Genomic DNA, 19,645 nt, shown 5'->3' with positions numbered 1-19,645 from the left:
GCGGAGAGGTGAGGTCTGTGAGCATCGATCACGCGGCCATCGAGGCCGAGCGCGAGCGCATCAGGGAGCGGTACCTCCTGCCGCACAGGCCGTCGAGCAGCGCGCGAGGTCTGCACCACTTCGCACTGCTGTCGTCGGACGTCGAGCGAACCATCCGCTTCTACCAGGAGCTCCTGGAGTTTCCGCTCACCGAGATCTTCGAGAACCGCGACTACAAGGGTTCCAACCACTTCTTCTTCGACATAGGCAACGGCAACCTGCTGGCCTTCTTCGACTTCCCCGGCCTGGAGCTCGGGCCTTACCAAGAGGTTCTGGGCGGGTTGCACCACATCGCGATCTCCGTCGACCCGGCCACGTGGGAGCGGCTCAGGGGCAAGCTGGAGATGGCCGGCGTGCCGCACCAGATCGAGAGCGGCGCCTCCATCTACTTCAGGGACCCCGACGGCGCCCGGCTGGAGCTGCTCGCCGACCATCTCGGTGAGATGTACGGCTCGCGCGTGATGTGACTATCTGCGCGACGCTCTCCGCGTACGCGACCCTCCTTCGCGCGGTTGCCGGTTGATGCCCTGATGCCGCTCGGAACGCTCGGCTTTGTCCTGCTGTACGGCCTGCCGCTGCAGAAGGAGGATGTGGCGGCGCTTCGCCCGGTGCGCCTTCGTCACGGCGCTGGGATGGGGGGCGTGTTTGGGGGATTTCGCCATGTGGCTCGTCCTACCCACTCCAGGCCTGGTTCCATACTTGGAAAATGCGCCTGACCGAGTTCTGGAGAAGGATGCACGCTCACTTCGGCGGGACGTACGCCGAATCGTGGGCGCGCGACTACGTCATCGCCCCGCTCGGCGGCCGTACGGTCACGCAGGCGCTGGCCGACGGCGAGAGCGCGAAGTCCGTGTGGCGCGCGGTGTGCCAGGTGGAGGACGTCGCGTCTAACCTTCGCTGAGCGTCGACTTGAGCTTTTCCGCCGCCGCTTCTAGATCGTCCGCCTCGCCCTGGCCGCCGGGCGCCCACAGGAAGAGCCAGCCGCCGGTCGTCGGGGTGGCGAAGATGATCGTCTGACGGCCCGTCCTCGGATGCCAGGCCCAGAGCACGGGATCGTCGCCGCCGATCATGCGGCCGACGAGCCCGTGATCGGGAAGGAGTTCGGCCAGAGCCTCCAGATGGGTGCGCCGTTCACCGGTGTACGTGCTCGTCACGTCGCCGCCCTTCGACCTTTCTCCCAGGATCGCCCCAGGTCATGGCCGTGGCAACAGGCGCGGCGTAATGCCCGTGAATGTCTGTCAGCTGAGCTCGTTCCTGCGCTTCAGCAGCGCCGCGCGCTTTCTATGGGCCTGTACGGCAAGCGCCCCGGACGCGACGATCGCGATGATTCCCACCACCAGAGCCTGCGGCGCGGCGAAGGCGAGCAATGCCGTCGTCACCACCGAGGCGCCCATCGCGATCCACGCCGCGATCACCCGGTCGACGGCCAGCAGAGCCGTCCTCCTGTTGATCGCCCACGCGCCGTACACCGCCCACGCCACGCAGAACGCGGTGATCGCGGCGAAAGCCAGATTCGTCCTGGCGGGCAGCGGCCCCGGCTCCGTGGCCCAGAGCGAACCGGTGAAAACGGCGCCAGCAACCCCTGCCACCAGGGCCCAGACGACCCTCACGCGCCGCCAGGGCGACAGCGCGCCGGACAGCCGGGCGAGCATCTCGTCCTCGTTCATGCGAGTTCCTTCCTGAGCAGGCGACGGGCCCTGTTGAGCCGGGACTTAACGGTTCCCGCCGGGATCGCGCAGATCTCGGCGCAGTCCTCGATCGACAGGTCTTCCAGGTAGAACAGGACGAGAATCTCCCGTTCCTTCGGAGGGAGCGCGGCCAGCCCCTCGATGAGCTCGGCGCGGTCGAAGGGCGCCTCGCCCTGCGGTTCGATCTCCATCGGCTCGGCTTCGCCGTACTGCTGCCTGAGCCTGTTCATGACCGCCCGCCTGGCGATCGTGAACAGCCAGGGGGTGAACCTGGCCGGGTCCTTGAGCCTGGGCAGTCCTTTCAGTACGGCGAGCCAGACCTCCTGCGCCACGTCGTCGGCGCGCTCCGCGTCGAGCATGCGCCTGACATAAGTCCATACGGGCTCGTGCCACGCGCGGACCAGCTCGGTGAGCGCCTCGCGCTCGCCGAGCTGGCACCGGAGAATCAGCAGCTCATCGGTCACATTCATAGAGTCGCGGGTCGGGGGGCCCAGGTTCACGTTGATGGCGTGTTCGTGATGAGATCGAACAGTCGTTCGGCTACGATGAGAAACGCCGGACCGCTTCTTCCCCGGCTTCGGCGGAAATTGTCGGTGGCAGCCCGTAGCTTTCACTCGACTGACCGGACCACGACCCCACAGGGGAGTTCCCATGGCTATCAACGACCGCGAGAAGGCCCTTGAGACTGCCCTCGCACAGATCGAGCGGCAGTTCGGCAAGGGCTCCGTCATGCGCCTCGGCGACGAGGTGCGAGCCCCGATCGAAGTGATCCCCACGGGGTCGATCTCCCTCGATGTCGCGCTGGGCATCGGAGGTCTGCCGCGCGGCAGGATCGTCGAGGTGTACGGGCCTGAATCGTCGGGCAAGACGACGGTCGCCCTGCACGCGGTGGCCAACGCCCAGCGCGCCGGCGGCATCGCGGCCTTCATCGACGCCGAGCACGCGCTCGACCCCGACTATGCCAAGAAGCTCGGCGTCGACACCGACGCGCTGCTCGTCTCCCAGCCGGACACGGGTGAGCAGGCCCTCGAGATCGCCGACATGCTGATCCGCTCCGGCGCCGTCGACCTCATCGTCATCGACTCCGTCGCCGCCCTGGTGCCCAAGGCGGAAATCGAGGGCGAGATGGGCGACAGCCACGTCGGCCTCCAGGCCCGCCTGATGTCCCAGGCGCTGCGCAAGGTCGCCGGCGCGCTCAACAACACCGGCACGACCGCGATCTTCATCAACCAGCTGCGCGAGAAGATCGGCGTCATGTTCGGCTCGCCGGAGACCACGACCGGTGGCAAGGCGCTGAAGTTCTACGCCTCGGTGCGGCTCGACATCCGCCGCATCGAGACCCTCAAGGACGGCACGGAGGCGGTCGGCAACCGCACCCGCGTCAAGGTGGTCAAGAACAAGATGGCCCCGCCGTTCCGCGTGGCCGACTTCGACATCCTGTACGGCGTGGGCATCTCGCGTGAGGGCGGCCTGATCGACATGGGTGTCGAGCACGGCTTCGTCCGCAAGTCGGGCGCCTGGTACACCTACGAGGGCGAGCAGCTCGGGCAGGGCAAGGAGAACGCGCGCAACTTCCTGAAGACCCACCCGGACATGTCCAACGAGATCGAGAAGAAGATCAAGGACAAGCTGGGTGTCGGGCCGCGCCTCGACGCTCCCGCCGACGCCCCGGCGCCGGCTGCCGCCGCTGCCCCGCCCGCTCCGGCGGCCCGCGGCGCCAAGGCGGCGGCCGCTCCCAAGCCGGGCGACGTCTAACCCCACCTACACCTCCCGGCGGTGCGGGCTCGCGCCGCCGGGAGGGTCACTCACCGACACCCCGCCGCGTGGCTTGTCGCGGCGGGTCAGCACGCAACCCCGCCGGGCGGCGAGGCCCCCGGCGCAGAGAGCAACGGGACGGCATGAGGCAAGACGGCAGCCGCTCGACGCCCAGCGGGACAGACGAACCCTCGGACAACGACGGGTCTCGTTCGCATGACCACGACACCTCCTCCCCAAGGGGCGGGCGGGACACGGGCGCCGCACCCACCCGCAGGGCCGGGCGCGCCCAGGACACCACCGGCAGCGGCGGGCGCGACCTCGCCCGCTCCGCGATCGACGCCTGGCCGTCGGCCATCCCACCGCGCGCCCCGCGTCCCACTGACCCGGAGTCGCCGCCCACGTCTGCGGCGACGGTGCCCACACTTGCGGAGGACGCCCTTCCCGTGGGGGCGGGCCCTCGTGGCGAGGTGGGCTCAGGTGCGGATTCGCGTGAGGGGGTGGGCTCGCGTAAGGATACGGGCTCACGGGCGGAGGCGAACTCGCGTGTGGGTGACGGCCCGTCTGCGGGTGGCGCACCAGGGGTGGAGGGTGCGCTGCATGCTGAGGGTGCGTCGCACGAAGGGGGCGTGCTGCCTGCGGAGGGTGCGCGGCATGAGGGGACCACGCCACCTGCGGAGGGTGAGTTGCCGCGTGCGGATGACATCCCGAAGGCGGAGAGCCCGGCGCAGGGGAAGCGTGTGCGACGTGCCAAGGGGGCGGCACGTGGGACGGATGGATCGCGGGTAGGCGGGTCCTCTGCGGAGGCTGCGCGTTCGGTGGGACCGCCCGCGCATGTGACGGCTGCTTGGGCTGCTGCGGAGGGTTCGTTGTTCGCTGCGCCCGCGACCGATGACCGTGCTGAGACATCGTCCCGTAGTGGAGCGTCTGGGGCGTTCGATGCTTTCGTCGCCGATGGGTCGTGGAGTGCGTCTGGAGGGCCGGGGGCGGGGGCTTTCGAGGCGTTCGCGGCAGGGGGTGCGGCTGACACACCTGCTGGCCGTACCCATCCGTTCGCGTCGACACCGCAGGCGTCCGTGGAGCCTCTCGACTCGCGGCCGCAGCCTCCTGTCGGCAACCATCCCGCTGATCGCCCCGAGGTCGTAGCACCCCACGAGGTCGTAGCATCCCACGAGGTCGTGGCACCTCACGAGGTTGGGGCATCCCACGAGGTTGTAGCGCCCCACGAGGTTGGGGCACCCCGAGAAGCTGTAGCCCCCCACGAAGCTATGGCTCCCCTGGACGCTGTCGCTTCGTGGGAGGAAGTGGCGGTCCCGACAGGGTCTTCTTTCGAGGCCGTGCCTTCCCATGAGGGCGTTTCCCCCGAGGTCCCTGCTGAGGGTTCCTCTCAAGCTGAGGGGGGAGGCGGGGTCGGTGGTGCTTCGGAGATCGCGGCTCCCCTGGAGGAGGACAGCGCTTCACCTGGCAGTGCTGAGGGGGACGGCGGTGTACGGGGTGGGCAGCCGGACCCTGAGCCGGATGTGTATGTCTGGGCTGATGAGGCTCGGGACAGCGATGGGCGTTCGGCCGGAAGTGAGGCGTCGGGGCTATGGGGTGGCTCGGGCGGGAGTGAGGGGGCTGGGCGGGATGGGGCTTGGGGCTCGGCTGGGCGGGATGGGGGTTCGGCCGGGCGGAGCGGGGCTTGGGGCTCTGCCGGGCAGGATGGGGGCTCGGGCTCGGCCGGTCAGGATGGGGGGTCGGGCTCGGCCGGGTGGGGTGGGGGTTCGGGCTCTGCTGGGGAGGGTGAGGGGCTGGGGTCTGCTGGGGGGCGGGCTGGTGGGCGGAAGGGGAAAGGGCGGCGTCGGGGGAGTGGGGGGCGGCGGAGCTCTGGGTGGTTGCCTGAGGGGCCGGCTGAGGGGAGTTCGGCCAGTCGTCAGATGGATGCTGATCCTGAGGCCGTAGCTCGGGGGATCTGTTTGCGGTTGCTCACCATGGCGCCCAAGACGCGGGCGCAGCTGGCTGAGGCGTTGCGGAAGCGGGAGGTGCCTGAGGCAGCCGCGGAGGCCGTACTTGATCGGTTTGTTGAGCTTGGGTTGATCAATGATGAGGCGTTCGCTGAGGCTTGGGTGGATTCTCGGCATCATGGGCGGGGGTTGGCTAAGCGGGCGCTTGCTCAGGAGTTGCGGCATCGTGGGGTTGACAGTGAGACCGTGAGCGAGGCTGTGGAGCGGTTGGAGCCTGAGCAGGAGTTGGAGACGGCTCGACGGCTGGTGGAGCGGAAGTTGGCGTCCACGAGGAACGTGGAACCTCAGGCGCGGATTCGGCGGTTGGCGGGGATGCTGGCGCGTAAGGGGTATGCGCCTGGGCTGGCGTTCCGGGTGGTTCGGGAGGCGTTGGAGCAGGAGGGGATCGAGGTTGAGGATGATCCCAGCATGTGACGGATTCTCGCTGTAGGACGATCTTTAGGGCATGGGGGCTGCTCGGTCTGACGGTCGTTCGGGGGTGACGGTCGTTCGGGGTGATGGTCGTTCAGGGGTGATGGTCGTTCAGGGGTGATGGTCGTTCAGGGGTGGCGGTCCGGGTCGGGGGTGATGGTCGTTCGGGAGTGGCGGTCCGGGTCGGGGGTGATGGTCGTTCAGGGGTGGCGGTCCGGGTCGGGGGGCATGGCCGTCCAGGGGTGACGGTCACTTGGGGGTGATGGGCGTCGAGGGGGAGGGCGTCGGCCATTACGCCGTGGGGGCGTGGCGGGGGGCGACGAAGAGATGGTCGCTGGGTGCGACGATCCACCCGCCATGGGTCAGTTCGCGCTGCCTGGGCTGATCCGCTCGTGCGCCCTTCTTCGCTAGGACATCCGCTCGTGCGCTCCTCTGCCATGGCGTTCATCCGTGTACTTCGCTGCTGTGGCATCCGCTGGCGTGGTTGGCTCTGCGGCTCTGTGGTCGAGGGGCTTCGGTGGTGGGTCTCTCTGTGGTGCTTCTGGGGGCCCGGCGAGGGGGTCTGGGGGCATGATCCAAATGGCGGGCTGTGGGGGGTGTGGGGTGGGGGTGGGTGGGGAGGTATGTGGGATATGTGGGCGTAGTGGGGATGTGTCGGGGTATTTCGTGCAAGATCGTATGGTGTCTGCTTAAAACGCGGCGGGCGGGTCGTAAGACACGCTTGACAGCCTGTCTTTGCTTGCTCGTTACCTCTTCGACGCATAACCTCGACGGCAGTGAGGAGTTACTCCGCGCAGTGCGGATTGCCATACCGGTGAGCGACGGACGAAGGCTTGGGCGAGGTGTCGGCTGTGCTGGTCGATGCCCGGTTACCCCTGTGCCGATATCTGTCCCGTCTGCGCTGTGCGTGTAATCCTCCCCGTATTTTGAAGAGGAGGGCGGGGCGCACATGGAGCCGCTTGTTGTGGTGCTGTCGGTGGCGGTGCTCCTGCTGGCATTTGGGATGATCGCGACGCTGGTGATCGTCTTGCGTAGGACGTCCGTACAGACTCCACAACCGCTCAAAGCGACTCCAGAGCAGCTGGCCGAGGCGCAGGACGAGCTCGAGCTCGCGCGCAAGGAAGCTGGGCAGATTCGGGACAAGGCCGAGACCGAGGCCGTCGAGATCCTGCGACGGTCCGAGCTGGCCGCGGAGAACGCTTCCCAGCTGCGGCGGGACGTCGAGGAAGAGCAGCGCACGCTCAAGCACGAACTCAAGGAGCTCAGAGCCGACCTCGAACGCCGTGAAGGGCGCCTGGCCGAGCGTGAGCAGCGGCTCGACGAGGAGACGCGCAGGCAGGCGGAGCGCGAGCGCAAGCTGGCCGAGACCGAGACCGAGCTGGCCACCAGGCGCGAGGAGCTGCTGCAGGTCGAGGGGGAGCGCAAGGCGATCCTGGAGCGCGTGTCCGGGCTCACCGGCGAGCAGGCCAAGAACGAGCTGGTCAAGGAGATCGAGAACCAGGCCAAGCGCGAGGCGGCGCTGATCATCCGGGAGATCGAGGGCGAGGCGCGCAAGGAGGGCGAGAAGCGGGCCACCAAGATCGTGACGCTGGCCGTACAGCGGGTGGCTGCCGAGCAGACGGCGGAGTCCGTTGTCAGCGTGCTGCACCTGCCCGGCGATGAGATGAAGGGTCGCATCATCGGGCGTGAAGGGCGCAACATCCGGGCGTTCGAGACGACCACCGGGGTGAACCTGATCATCGATGACACGCCGGAAGCGGTGCTCCTGTCGTGTTTCGATCCGGTCAGGCGCGAGACCGCGCGGCTGACGCTGGAGAAGCTCGTGCTCGACGGGCGGATCCATCCGCAGCGCATCGAGGAGGCGCACGACCGCAGCCGCGCCGAGGTGCAGGACCTGTGCGCGCGGGCCGGTGAGGACGCGCTGGTGGAGCTGGGGATCACCGAGATGCACCCGGAGCTGACGCTGCTGCTGGGCCAGCTCAGGTATCGCACGAGCTACGGACAGAACGTCCTCAAGCACCTCATCGAGTCGGCCCACATCGCCGGGATCATGGCGGCCGAGCTGAAGATGAGCGCGCCGCTGATGAAGCGGTGCGCGTTGCTGCACGACATCGGCAAGGCGTTGACGCATGAGGTGGAGGGCAGCCACGCGCTGATCGGCGCGGAGATCGCCCGGCGTTATGGCGAGAACGAGGACGTCGTGCACGCCATCGAAGCGCATCACAACGAGGTCGAGGTGCGGACGGTGGAGGCGGTGCTGACGCAGGCGGCCGATGCGATCAGCGGGAGCCGTCCTGGGGCGCGGCGGGAGTCGCTCGAGGCTTATGTGAAGCGGCTGGAGCGGTTGGAGGAGATCGCGCAGTCGTATGAGGGCGTGGACAAGGTCTTCGCCATGCAGGCGGGGCGGGAGATCCGGGTGATGGTCAAGCCGGACGGGGTCGACGACATCCAGGCCCAGGTGATCGCGCGGGACGTGGCTAAGCAGGTGGAGGAGGAACTCACGTATCCGGGGCAGATCCGGATCACTGTGGTTCGGGAGTCTCGGGCCACAGAATTTGCAAGATAAGGGGTACGGCGGGCCAGGGGATCGCCACCCGCCGCACGGGGCTTGGGGCCTCTCCCATTGGCACTCGCCCGTAGGTGGCCGGCCGCCGTTACATCGGTGAGTCGGGCGGCGAGAGGGTGGCAGGTCAACGGCGGGTTCGGGTGCGGCAGAGGGAGGACCGCCGCACCCGAGGCTCGACAAACCTCTACGCCAGCCGTACCCGTGGGTCCAGCACCGCGTAAGCGATGTCCACCAGCAGGTTCGCCACCACCACCGCCGTGGTGGCCAGCACCACCACCCCCATGATGACCGGCAGGTCCCCGCTGATGAACGCCTGCACCACCGCCTGCCCGATGCCCCCGAGCCCGAACACCGACTCCGTCACCACCACCCCCCCGATCAACGTCCCCACGTCCACCCCCAGCTGCGTCACCACCGGCGTCAACGCCGCCCGCAGCCCGTGCCGGTAGATCACCCGCTGCTCGGGAACCCCCTTGGCGCGAGCCGTACGGATGTAGTCCTCGCCCAGGACGTCCAGCATCGACCCCCGCGTCAGCCGGACATAGGACGCGGCCATCACCATCGCCAGCGTGATCCACGGCAGGATCAGGTGCCGAGCCCACTCCCCAGGGCTGGTCGTGAACGCGACGTAGGAGTCAGGTGGCAGGAGGGGCGCCCCCGCCATGGTGAGCTGGAAGAACAGGAAGTACAGCAACAAAAGCCCGACCACGAACGTCGGCATCGACACCCCGGCCAGCGCCAGCAAGGTCAGCACCCGGTCCAGGAACGACCGCGCACGGGTGGCGCTGAACACCCCGGCCCCGACACCGACGGTGAACCACAACACCGCGCCACCGAGCACCAGGGACGCGGTCGGCGGGAAGTCGGCGGCCAGCAGCTTGCCGATGGACTCTCCGGAGAAGTACGACTGCCCGAGGTCGCCGTGCAGCAGCCGGTTCAGGTAGGAGAGGTACTGCTCGAAGAGGGGCCGGTCGAGCCCCAGGTTTCGCCTGATCAGCTCCACCTGCTCGGGCGTCGCCTGCCGCCCGGCCAGGGTGCGCGCCGGATCGCCCGGGGCGACGAAGAACAGGCAGAACGTGCCGAGCGTGACCAGCCAGAGCACCAGCAGCCCGAGCAGGCCGCGCCGGACAAGGAATCTACGCAGCACGACGTGACCTCCGACGACGGCGGGCGAACAGACGTTCCGTCCTGGGGTCGATGGCGTCGCGGACGCCGTCGCCCAGCAGGTTGAAGGCGAGCGTCGTGACGAGCAGGGTGAGGGCGGGGAAGCTCAGGTACCACCAGGCCACCCGGTAGAACCCCTGTGCCTCGCTCAGCAGGTTCCCCCACGACGGCGTGGGCGGCACGATGCCGAGCCCGAGGAACGACAACGTCGACTCGAACACGATCGCCGCCGGGATCAGCAGCGTGGTCAGGACGATCACCGGCGCGAGCAGGTTGGGCAGGATGTCGACGAACATGATCCGCAGGTCGCCCGCGCCCAGCGACTTGGCCGCCTCGACGTACTCCCGCTCCTTCAGCGACAACGTCTGCCCGCGCACCACGCGGGCGATCGCCGCCCAGGAATAGAACGAGATCACCCCGATCGTCGCGGTCAGCGACGGCCCGGCGATCGACACGACCGCGATGGCGAAGATCAGGTAGGGGAACGACAGCACCACGTCCATGAGCCGCGACAGCAGCGTGTCGATCACCCCGCCGTAGTATCCGGCCAGCAGGCCGATCACCACCCCGACCAGCGCGGCCAGCCCGGTGGCCACGAGCCCGACGACCAGCGACACCCGCGCGCCGTACAGGACCCTGACGAACAGGTCCCGGCCGAGGCGGTCGGTGCCGAACCAGAACTGGCCGTTGGGCCCGACGGGCAGCCCGTCGTCGGTGATCCCGACGTCGCGGAACGGCTCGTCCGGGTCGTGGCCGTTCCACGCCGAGATGAGCGGCGCGGTCGCGGCGAGCACGATCAGGACCACGATGACGACCGCGGAGATCAGCGCCACCTTGTCGGTTCTGATCCTGAGCCAGGCCAGCTGCCACGGACTGCGCCCGGCGATGGCGGGCGCTGCCGGGGCGACCCGGAGTTCGGTGAGTGTCACAAGGTCTCCCCTGGTTGCACTGGGAAGTGGCAGGCGAACCCGTCCAGGACGGGTTCCACCGAGGAGCAGACGTCCTGCGCGCGCGGGCAGCGCGGGTGGAACCGACAGCCCGACGGCGGGTCGATGGGCGAGGGCACGTCGCCGACCAGGATGATGCGGTGGCGCTGCTCGGCCAGATCCGGGTCGGCGACCGCGGTCGCCGACAGCAGGGCGTGGGTGTAGGGGTGGCGGGGCTGGTCGACGAAGACCTCCGCGACCTTCCCCAGGTACATGACCGCGATCCGGTCGCTGACGTGCTCGACCACCGACAGGTCGTGCGCGATGAACAGGTACGTCAGGCCGAAGTCGTCCTGCAGGTCCTTGAGCAGGTTGAGGATCTGCGCCTGGATCGACACGTCGAGCGCCGACACCGGCTCGTCGCAGATGATCAGCCGGGGCCTGAGCGCGAGCGCCCTGGCGACCCCGATGCGCTGCCGCTGCCCGCCGGAGAACTCGGCGGGGAAGCGGTTGTAGTGCTCGGGGTTGAGCCCCACCCGCTCCATCAGTTCCTGCACGGTACGTCGCCGCTCAAGGGGCGTGCCGATCCCGTGGATGACCAGGGGATCGGCGATGATCGAGCCCACCCGGCGCCGGGGGTTCAGCGAGCCGTACGGGTCCTGGAAGATCACCTGGATGTCCCTGCGGAAGGGACGCATCTCCCGGCGCGACAGGCCCGTGATCGTCTGGCCGTCGAACCGCACCCGGCCGGACGTCACCGGGTGCAGCCCGGCCACGCACCTGGCCAGCGTCGACTTGCCGCAGCCCGTCTCGCCGACCAGTCCGAGCGTCTCCCCGGCGGCCAGCGTGAGGCTCACGCCGTCCACCGCCTGGACCTGGCCGACCGTGTGCTTGATCAGCGTGCCCGCCTGGATGGGGAAGTGCTTGACGACGTTGTCCACTTCGAGCAACATCAGCTTCCCTTCGCCTGGAGACGTACGGCTTCCGCCTCGGCCGACAGCCCGACCGCCTCGTGCGGCAGCCAGCACGCCGAGGCGTGCCCGCGGTCGCCCGTGACCGTGGACAGCGGCGGCCGCTCGGCCACGCAGACCGGCATGGCGTACGGACAACGCGGGTGGAACGCGCACCCCGCCGGGAGCGCGATGAGCGAGGGCGGCGACCCGGGAATGGGTTTGAGCCGCCCGCCCCTGGTGCCCGTACTGCCGGGGATCGACTCCAGCAACCCCTTCGTGTACGGGTGGTGCGGCCGGTAGTACAGGGTCCGCCGGTCGGCCCGCTCGACCGGCAGCCCCGCGTACATGACCAGCACCTCGTCGGCGATCCCCGCCACCACCCCGAGATCGTGCGTGATCATGATCAGTGCGATCTCGAACTCCCGCTGCACCTTGGCGATGAGTTCCAGCACCTGTGCCTGCACGGTCGCGTCCAGCGCGGTGGTCGGCTCGTCGGCGACGATGAGCCGGGGGTTGAGCGCCAGCGCCATGGCGATCATGGCGCGCTGGCGCATACCCCCCGAGAACTGGTGCGGGTAGTCGTCCACCCTGCGCCCCGGTTGCGGGATGCCGACCAGACCGAGGAGCTCGACCGCACGGGCGCGCGCAGCCTTGCGGGAAACCGCAGGCTGGTGCACCCTGATGAGCTCCTCGATCTGCCACCCGACCTTGTACAGCGGATGCAGGCTGGTCAGCGGGTCCTGGAAGACCACGCTGACCTGCGAGCCCCTGATCCTGCGCAGTTGCTCCTCGTCGAGCTGGAGCAGGTCCACGCCCTCGAAGAGGGCGCGGCCCGATATGTCGGCCTCGGGGGTGAGCCCGAGGATCGCCTGGGTGCTGACGGTCTTGCCGCTGCCCGACTCGCCGACGATGGCCAGGGTCTGGCCCCTGTCGATGGTGAACGACAGCCCGCGCACCGCCTGGACGACGCCGTCGGACGTGTGGAACGCCACCTTCAGGTCCGCGACTTCGAGCAGGCTCATGGGGTGTTCGGGTCGAGCCAGATGTTGGTGTAGTCGTAGAGCTGGAACGAGGGCAGATACAGGGCGTTCCGCACGCGCTTGCTCTTGTAGATCGGCGTGTTCTGGTTGTTCAGCGGCACCATCACCGCGTCGGCCATGACCTGCTCGTCGACCTGGTGCCACAGGCCAGCGGCCTTGGTCTGGTCAGGCTCGGCGAGCGCCTGCTTGATCAGGTCGTCGACCTTCGGGTTGCTGTAGCAGCCGAAGTTGCTCGTGCCCGGGGTGCAGTTGGTCTGGAACAGCGGCTGGGAGATCGAGCGGCCGTTGTTGCCGTACCAGTCGGGCACCCAACCGGGAGCCGAGATGTCCCACTTGCTGTCCTTGGCGATCGACGGGTTCTGGAGGAAGGCGCCGTAGTAGTCGCCCTGCCGTACGGGCAGGCCCTTGACGGTGATGCCGCACTTCTTCAGGTCGGCCGAGTAGGACTGGAAGTTGGCCGGGTGGTTGCCCGCGTTGCGGAAGGCGCCGATGAGCGTCAGCCCGTTGGGGTATCCGGCCTCGGTGAGCAGCTGCTTGCACTTGGCCGGGTCGCCCGCGTCGTTCGGCGAGGGGTAGTCGTTGAACTCCTCCGAGCCGATGTTGCCCGGCGGGATGGCGTGGTGCAGCGGCACGGCCACGTCGGGGCCGCCGTAGACCTTGGCGATGGCGACCTTGCTGACCGCGTACGAGACCGCCTGGCGCACCTTGAGCTTGCCCATGGCGCCGTTCTCGTTCTTGCTCAGCATGTTGAAGACGATGTACGGGTTGTTCACCGAGCCGGGGAAGTTCTTGTAGTTGGGGTCGCCGCTCTTCAGCCTGGGCAGCTGCGAGGTCGGCACCGGCAGGTCCCACGCCAGGTCGGCGCTGCCCGCCTCGATCTGCTGCTGCACCGCGTCAGGCTCGGCCACGCCCATCTTGACGTCGATGGCGTCGACGTACTGGTGCCTGATCGGGTCGGCGTCCTGCTGCCACGCCGGGTTCTTCACCAGGTGGATCGACTTGGTCGCGACGTAGCTCTCGACCTTGTACGGGCCGTTGGAGACGGTGTGCTGGCGGAAGTCGGCGTCGTCGGGCAGGTAGCCGTCGTACTCCACCGGAGCCGCGGACGCGAAGTTGAGCGACAGGATGTTCAGGAAGTCGGACGCGGGCTGGACCAGCGTGAACTTCACCGTCTTGTCGTCGACCGCCTGCACCCCGGCGATGTCGTTGCCGTTCTGGAACGCGGCGAGCGCCGCTGCCGTCGGCTTGTCCTTGGCGAACGCCTTGGTGTAGGCGTCGCAGTACTCGGCCATGCCCTTGATCGTGCTGGTGTAGTAACCGGGTGCGCCGGAACCGGCGACCGGGTTGCAGATGCGCTTGAACCCGCGCACGAAGTCGGGGGCCGTGACGGCGCGGGCCGGCTGGGTGTCCCACATCACGCCGTCGCGCAGCTTGATGGTGTAGGTCAGATGGTCGGCGCTGATGCCGCCGTTGTCCGTACTGGGCAACTCGGCCGCGACGTCGGGCACGACGGCGAAGCCCTTCTCTGTTTCCTTCTCCCCGGCCACGCCGTTGGTCTGGAAAAGCTGGCGGGCGTAGCTGCGCATGAGACCGCTGGTGACGGTGTAGTACGCGCTGGTGGGGTCGAGATGGTCGACGTCGCCCGAGCCGACGACCCGCAGCGTGCCGCCCTTGGTGGGCTGGCCGGCCGCCGAGGCCTGTGGACTGGGCGGTGCGGCGGTCTTCTGTGTCGCGCAGGAGGTCGCCAGCAGAGTTGCAGCGGCGACCACGGCAATGGTGAGATGGCGCGTGTTGGCCATCTGCCCTCCCTCGTGCCGAGACGGAGTACATAGGTGGCTGATAGCGGGGCGCGCGTCGTTGGCGCGGCGCGCGCCCCGTGGTTCCCCTAGAGCAACCCATCTACGGCCGCCGAAGTCGAGATCGGTTACTGAACCGTTGGCCAGGCGCGATGCCGAAGTAATGCCGGTTCAGTGCATAAATCGTGACATCAGGCGAAGATCTGCTGGTAGAAGGCCAATTCCGCCGCGAGAGCGGCTGTCCGCGTCTCGGCCCTGCGGAAACCGTGCGACTCGCCGTCGAAGGCGAGGTACGTGCAGGGCACGCCGCGCTCCGACAGAGCCTCGGCGAACCCGGCCGACTGCTCCGGCACCACCGGATCGTCGAGCCCCTGCAGCAGCAACATCGGGCAGCTCACGCCCGCCGCCAGGCTCAGCGGCTCGCGCGCCGCGTACACGTCCGGGTCCTCCTGGCCGACCAGCCACTCCACGTAGCGCGACTCGAAGTCGTGCGTGTGCGCGGCGAGCGGCGCCAGCGCGCTGATGCCGTAGTAGGAAACGCCGCCGGCGAACACCTCCGAGGTGCAGCACGCGGCCATCACCGTCCAGCCGCCCGCGCTTCCGCCCCTGACCGCGATGCGCGCCGGATCGGCCAGCCCCTCGGCGACCAGCCACTCGGCCGCGCCGATGGTGTCCTCCACGTCGACCACGCCCCACTGGCCGCGCAGCCGGTCCCGGTAGGCCCTGCCGTACCCGGTGGAGCCGCCGTAGTTGACGTCCATGACGCCCAGGCCGCGTGAGGTCAGGAACGCCTTGGTCAGGTCGAGCGAGCTGTCGCTGTGCGCGGTCGGCCCTCCGTGCACGAACAGGACGTACGGCGGGCGGTCCTCGTGCACGGCCGCCGGGTTGGACGGCGGGTAGACGAACGCGTGCACCCGGCGCCCGAACCGCGACAGGAACTCCACGGGTCGCGGCGACGGCAGGTAGGCGATGTCGGGCAGCTCCTGGATGTCGCGGCGGAGCCCCTCGACCCGCCCGGTCACCAGCTCCACCCTGGCCACCGACCTCGGTACGGCCGAGCCGTACCCCACCCCGACCAGGGTCGTGCCGTCGACGGCCAGCGACGGATCCCACCCCGAGTAGGGCACGTCGAGGTCGGTGAGCACCCCCGTCTCCGGGTCGAGCACCCCCAGCCGCATGTCACCCTGCCCGTGCAGCACCGCCAGCCGCCCGTCACCCATCACGAGGTACGGCACGCCGCCCAGCCGCCACAGCGGCCCGGCGAACTCCTCCTCGGCCGGATACAGCGCCTGGGAGGAGGTGCCGTAGATGCCGACCTGGTAGAGGTTCCACCAGCCCGACCAGTCGGAGACGAGGTAGAGGTGGGTGTCGTCCTTCCACTGCGGCGCCAGGATCGACTCGCTGGAGCCGCCCTTCACCGTCCAGGAGTTGCCGTCGGACAGGCGGGTGACGCGCAGCTCCGTGCCGTTCCACGGCATGCGCGGGTGGCTCCAGCTCACGTAGGCCAGGTGCTGCCCGTCGGGGGAGAGCGCGGGGTAGGCGTAGAAGTCGCTGCCCGAGGCCCACTCCTTGACCGCGCCGGTGCCGAGGTCGACCGACACGATGGAGCGGGTCACCTTGCCCTCGTGCTTCTCCTGCACGCACCACACGCGGCCGTCGCGCACCAGCAGGTCGGCGTAGCGGACGTCGCCCTCGGCGGTCAGCGGCCTGGGCTCGCCGTCCACGACGTAGAGGCGCTGGTCGGCGAAGTCGGTGAAGACCACCCTGCCGTCCTCGGCCACGGCGTAGGGCCGCCCGCCGTACTCGTGCACCCGGGTGCGGGCGTTCCACGGGGCCTGGAGCAGCTCGGTGCGGGTGCCGTCCGCCGCGCGGTGCACGATGGTGGTGCGGCCCGCTTCGTCCGGCCGGTCCTCGGTCCACCAGACCTGCCCGCCCATGGCGGTCGGCCAGCCCACGTACAGGCCGGCGCGCGCTACGTCCGTGGTGGAAATGGGGGAGGGCCAGAATGGCATAACCGCATCCTGCCGGAAAACTGACCCTCGATGTTGCTATTCCATCGTCGCGATGGCTCCGGCCCCCGGTGTGCCCGGCGCCATCCCCGTGGGGAGCGCGCCCGGCGGCTCGATGGGCTTGGCCGAGGTCTTGCGGCTGCGGCGGCTGCGCTTCTCCAGCCAGGTCGCCAGCGCGCTCAGCGCCATGTTGATGGCGATGTAGATGATGCCGATCACGATCGCGGCCGGGATCAGCGAGCCGTAGTTGACCGCGGGGAAGACCTTGAAGCCGATGTTGAGCAGGTCGACGTAGGCGATGATGTAGCCGAGCGCGGTGTCCTTGAGCAGGACGACGAGCTGGCTGACGATCGCCGGCATCATGGCCGTGACCGCCTGCGGGAGCAGGACCAGGCGCATGACCTGGTTCTTGCGCAGGCCGATGCCGTACGCCGCCTCCGACTGGCCCTTGGACACGGCCAGCACGCCCGACCTGACGATCTCGGCGAGCACCGAGCCGTTGTAGAGCATCAGGCCGCTGACGACGGCCACGAACGCGTAGTCGCCGCCGCCCATGATGTCGGGCGCGAGATAGAAGATGAAGAAGATCAGCAGCAGCAGCGGGATGGAACGGAGGACCTCGACCACGAACCCGGCGGGCAGCCTGATCCACCGGTGGTCGGAGAGCCGCGCCAGGCCGAAGACCGCGCCGAACACCAGCGCCAGGACGGCGGCCACGGCAGCCGCCTTCAGCGTCCCCCACAGTCCTGGCAGGATGTAGGCCGTCCAGGTGACCGGGTCGAGGAACGGCTTCCAGATCTTGCCTTCCCACTGGCCCTTGGCGTTGAAGCCGCTGATGACGAACCAGGCGACGCCCAGGACCAGCACGAGGCCGACCACCGTGAGCAGCGCGTTGCGCACCCTGGCGCGCGGACCGGGAACGTCGTACAGGACCGAGGTGCTCAACGCGCCACCGCCAACCGCCGGGCGAGCCAGCCTGTGAAGTATCCGATGGGCAGGGTCAGCGCCATGAAGCCCACCACGAGCCCCAGGAACAGCGGGATCGAGACACCGGTGGTGTCGAAGATCTCCTTCATGTTCGCCGCCGAGTCGATGGCGAGCCCGCCGGCGATCGCCACCGTGGTGTTCTTGATCATGGCGATCATCACGCTGCCGAGCGGCGCGATGACGGCTCTGAACGCCTGCGGCAGGATGATCAGGGTCAGGGTCTGGCCGAAGGTCAGCCCGATCGCCCTGGCCGCCTCCGCCTGGCCCATGGGCACCGTGTTGATGCCCGAGCGCAGCGCCTCGCACACGAACGCCGCCGTGTAGACCGACAGGCCCATGGAGACGATCCAGAACGAGTTGGTCCTGGGCACGCCGGAGAAGATCAGCCCGAGCTGGTCGCTGAGACCCAGCGAGGAGAAGGCCAGCACCAGGGTCAGCGGGGTGTTGCGCACCACGTTGACGTAGACGGTGCCCGCCAGGCGCAACACGGGCGTGGGCGAGACCCGCATCGAGACCAGGATCGTGCCGATGATGAGGGAACACACCGCGCCCACGAGAGAGAGCTCGATGTTGACCAGGAAGCCCTTGGCGAGCTGCGGCCCGTATTCAATGAGTTCGTCCATGGTGCTCCACCGCGTAAGGCAGCGGCGGCCGGATCACCGGCCGCCGCGACTCGTTCCGATTTAGGCGCAACCCTCAGCGGGGGGAGCCGTGTCAGACACCTTGAGGCCCTCGATGCCGCCGAACCACTTGTCCAGCATCTTCTTCATCTCGCCGTTGTCCCACAGCTTCTTCACCGCGGTGTTGACGGCCTCGCAGGTCTTGGTGTCGCCCTTCTTGAGGCCGATGCCGTACTTCTCGTCCGTGAAGCCCTGGCCGAGAACCTTGAAGTTGCCGCCCGCCTGCTTGGCGAAGCCGGCCAGGATCAGGTCGTCGGTGGTCACCGCGTCGAGGTTGTTGCCGCCCAGCTTCTGCACGCACTCGGAGTAGCTGGCCGCGTCGACCGGCGTCGCGTCGATGTCGAGCTTGCCGTCCGGCGGCGGGTCGGTGATCCGCTTGTAGGAGTTGGAGCCGGCCGCCTTGCAGATCTTCTTGCCCTTGAGGTCGGTGGGCGCGTTGATCGACGTGTCGTCCTTGCGGGTCATCACGTCCTGGTGGGCGATGACGTACGGACCACCGAAGGTGACCTTCGTCTTGCGCGCGTCGGTGATCGAGTAGGTCGCGAAGATGATGTCGACGGTGCCCTTCTCCAGGAAGGTCTCGCGGTTGGCCGACGTCGACTCCTTCCACTCGATGTCGACGTCCTTGCCGCCGTTGACCTCCTTCAGCACGGCCTTGGCGACGTCCACGTCGAAGCCCTCGGGGCCGTTGGCGCCCTTGAGCCCGAGGGCCGGCTGGTCCCACTTGGTGCCAACGACGATCTTGCCGCCGTCGGCGACCTTCTCCTGCACGCTCCCATAGGTCTTGCTGCCACCGCAGGCCGCCAGGCCCCCGATGAGCACGGTGGCTGCCGCAACGGCGGCGCCTGCGCGATGGATTCTCATGGATAGCCCTCTCAGTGCGTAAGGATCTTGGACAGGAAGTCCTTGGCCCGGTCTGTCCGTGCGTTCGTGAAGAACTCGTCGGGAGTGTTCTCCTCGACGATCTGGCCCTCGGCCATGAACACGACCCGGTTGGCCGCCCGGCGCGCGAACCCCATCTCGTGGGTGACGACCACCATGGTCATGCCGTCGCGGGCGAGCCCGATCATGACGTCGAGGACCTCCTGGACCATCTCCGGGTCGAGTGCCGAGGTCGGCTCGTCAAACAGGATCATCTTCGGATCCATCGCCAGCGCCCTGGCGATCGCCACGCGCTGCTGCTGGCCGCCGGACAGCTGGGCGGGATACTTGTCGGCCTGGGCGGCGATGCCGACCCGCTCGAGCAGCTCCATGGCCCTCTTGTCCGCCTGCGCCCTGGCCTGGCGCCGCACCTTGACGGGGCCGAGCGTGACGTTCTCGCGAATCGTCTTGTGCGCGAACAGGTTGAACGACTGGAACACCATGCCGACCTCGGAACGGAGCGCCGCGAGCGCCTTGCCCTCAGCGGGCAGCACCTTGCCGTCGAAGACGATCCTGCCGCCGTCGATGGTCTCCAAGCGGTTGATCGTCCTGCACAGCGTCGACTTGCCGCCGCCGGAAGGGCCGATCACGACGAGCACCTCGCCGCGCGAGACGGTCAGATTGATGTCCTTGAGGACATGCAAGGCCCCGAAGTGTTTCTGCACGTCCTCCATCTGGACCAGTGGAGTCTCGTCAGCGTTCTCCGT

18 protein-coding genes are annotated in these 19,645 nt (G+C 68.5%); 5 read left to right on the top strand and 13 right to left on the bottom strand.

Translation table 11 applies throughout. The features are described from left to right. Window positions 1-17 precede the first annotated feature (17 nt). Window positions 18-506 carry a VOC family protein gene (locus ACIBG8_RS50665; protein WP_397350560.1) on the top strand — a complete coding sequence of 163 codons (489 nt, stop codon included), beginning with the start codon at window positions 18-20 and terminating at the stop codon, window positions 504-506. A 239-nt stretch (window positions 507-745) separates the two neighbouring features. After that, the gene (locus tag ACIBG8_RS50660) at window positions 746-940 is read left to right on the top strand and encodes a DUF3046 domain-containing protein (protein WP_397350559.1); all 195 of its coding nucleotides are present in this window, start codon (window positions 746-748) and stop codon (window positions 938-940) included. On the opposite strand, the gene ACIBG8_RS50655 is transcribed toward ACIBG8_RS50660, so the two are convergent. From ACIBG8_RS50655 to ACIBG8_RS50645, 3 genes are all read right to left on the bottom strand, one after another. Beyond that, window positions 927-1,193, bottom strand: coding sequence for a hypothetical protein (locus ACIBG8_RS50655; RefSeq protein ID WP_397350558.1), 267 nt, complete (start codon window positions 1,191-1,193; stop codon window positions 927-929). The two genes, ACIBG8_RS50660 and ACIBG8_RS50655, sit on opposite strands and share 14 nt — an antisense overlap. Window positions 1,194-1,277: 84 nt before the next feature. After that, window positions 1,278-1,706, bottom strand: coding sequence for a hypothetical protein (locus ACIBG8_RS50650; RefSeq protein ID WP_397350557.1), 429 nt, complete (start codon window positions 1,704-1,706; stop codon window positions 1,278-1,280). Further along, window positions 1,703-2,191, bottom strand: a complete 489-nt coding sequence (locus tag ACIBG8_RS50645) for an RNA polymerase sigma factor (RefSeq protein ID WP_397350556.1) — start codon at window positions 2,189-2,191, stop codon at window positions 1,703-1,705. The genes ACIBG8_RS50650 and ACIBG8_RS50645 overlap by 4 nt, the downstream gene beginning before the upstream one ends. A 187-nt stretch (window positions 2,192-2,378) precedes the next feature. Between ACIBG8_RS50645 and recA the strand changes: the two genes are divergently transcribed. The 3 genes from recA to rny all read left to right on the top strand — a co-directional run bounded on the left by recA (window position 2,379) and on the right by rny (window position 8,462). Next, a complete protein-coding gene (gene recA / locus ACIBG8_RS50640; protein WP_397350555.1) occupies window positions 2,379-3,482 on the top strand; it encodes a recombinase RecA in 1,104 nt (367 codons plus the stop codon). 143 nt (window positions 3,483-3,625) lie between these two features. Then, on the top strand, window positions 3,626-5,899 hold the full coding sequence (gene recX / locus ACIBG8_RS50635; RefSeq protein WP_397350554.1) for a recombination regulator RecX: 2,274 nt from the start codon (window positions 3,626-3,628) through the stop codon (window positions 5,897-5,899). 946 nt (window positions 5,900-6,845) lie between these two features. Beyond that, window positions 6,846-8,462, top strand: coding sequence for a ribonuclease Y (gene rny, locus ACIBG8_RS50630; RefSeq protein ID WP_397350553.1), 1,617 nt, complete (start codon window positions 6,846-6,848; stop codon window positions 8,460-8,462). Between the two features lie 184 nt (window positions 8,463-8,646). Here the strand turns inward: rny and ACIBG8_RS50625 are convergent, their stop codons facing one another. The 10 genes from ACIBG8_RS50625 to ACIBG8_RS50580 all read right to left on the bottom strand — a co-directional run bounded on the left by ACIBG8_RS50625 (window position 8,647) and on the right by ACIBG8_RS50580 (window position 19,612). Then, entirely contained in the window at window positions 8,647-9,609 is a 963-nt protein-coding gene (locus tag ACIBG8_RS50625) for an ABC transporter permease (RefSeq protein ID WP_397350552.1), read from the bottom strand. Beyond that, a complete protein-coding gene (locus ACIBG8_RS50620) occupies window positions 9,599-10,555 on the bottom strand; it encodes an ABC transporter permease (RefSeq protein ID WP_397350550.1) in 957 nt (318 codons plus the stop codon). Before ACIBG8_RS50620 ends, ACIBG8_RS50625 begins: the two co-directional genes overlap by 11 nt. After that, window positions 10,552-11,505: an ABC transporter ATP-binding protein gene (locus ACIBG8_RS50615; protein ID WP_397350548.1), complete on the bottom strand. Its 954-nt coding sequence runs from the start codon at window positions 11,503-11,505 to the stop codon at window positions 10,552-10,554. The genes ACIBG8_RS50620 and ACIBG8_RS50615 overlap by 4 nt, the downstream gene beginning before the upstream one ends. After that, window positions 11,505-12,527 carry an ABC transporter ATP-binding protein gene (locus ACIBG8_RS50610; RefSeq protein ID WP_397350547.1) on the bottom strand — a complete coding sequence of 341 codons (1,023 nt, stop codon included), beginning with the start codon at window positions 12,525-12,527 and terminating at the stop codon, window positions 11,505-11,507. Before ACIBG8_RS50610 ends, ACIBG8_RS50615 begins: the two co-directional genes overlap by 1 nt. Further along, entirely contained in the window at window positions 12,524-14,344 is a 1,821-nt protein-coding gene (locus tag ACIBG8_RS50605) for an ABC transporter substrate-binding protein (RefSeq protein ID WP_397350546.1), read from the bottom strand. Before ACIBG8_RS50605 ends, ACIBG8_RS50610 begins: the two co-directional genes overlap by 4 nt. A gap of 188 nt (window positions 14,345-14,532) precedes the next feature. Then, entirely contained in the window at window positions 14,533-16,353 is a 1,821-nt protein-coding gene (locus ACIBG8_RS50600; protein ID WP_397350545.1) for a prolyl oligopeptidase family serine peptidase, read from the bottom strand. Window positions 16,354-16,389: 36 nt separating this feature from the next. Beyond that, window positions 16,390-17,295 carry an amino acid ABC transporter permease gene (locus tag ACIBG8_RS50595; protein ID WP_397350544.1) on the bottom strand — a complete coding sequence of 302 codons (906 nt, stop codon included), beginning with the start codon at window positions 17,293-17,295 and terminating at the stop codon, window positions 16,390-16,392. Then, entirely contained in the window at window positions 17,292-17,960 is a 669-nt protein-coding gene (locus tag ACIBG8_RS50590) for an amino acid ABC transporter permease (RefSeq protein WP_397350543.1), read from the bottom strand. Before ACIBG8_RS50590 ends, ACIBG8_RS50595 begins: the two co-directional genes overlap by 4 nt. A 60-nt stretch (window positions 17,961-18,020) precedes the next feature. Beyond that, entirely contained in the window at window positions 18,021-18,881 is an 861-nt protein-coding gene (locus tag ACIBG8_RS50585) for a glutamate ABC transporter substrate-binding protein (RefSeq protein ID WP_397350542.1), read from the bottom strand. Between the two features lie 11 nt (window positions 18,882-18,892). Beyond that, complete coding sequence (locus tag ACIBG8_RS50580) at window positions 18,893-19,612, bottom strand: amino acid ABC transporter ATP-binding protein (protein ID WP_397350864.1); 720 nt, start codon at window positions 19,610-19,612, stop codon at window positions 18,893-18,895. Window positions 19,613-19,645: the final 33 nt, after the last annotated feature.

The sequence above is a fragment of the Nonomuraea sp. NPDC050556 genome, assembly GCF_044457355.1.
GTDB lineage: Bacteria > Actinomycetota > Actinomycetes > Streptosporangiales > Streptosporangiaceae > Nonomuraea.
The sequence above is the reverse complement of the archived record's forward strand: the minus strand, read 5'-3'. Positions and strand labels throughout refer to the sequence as shown.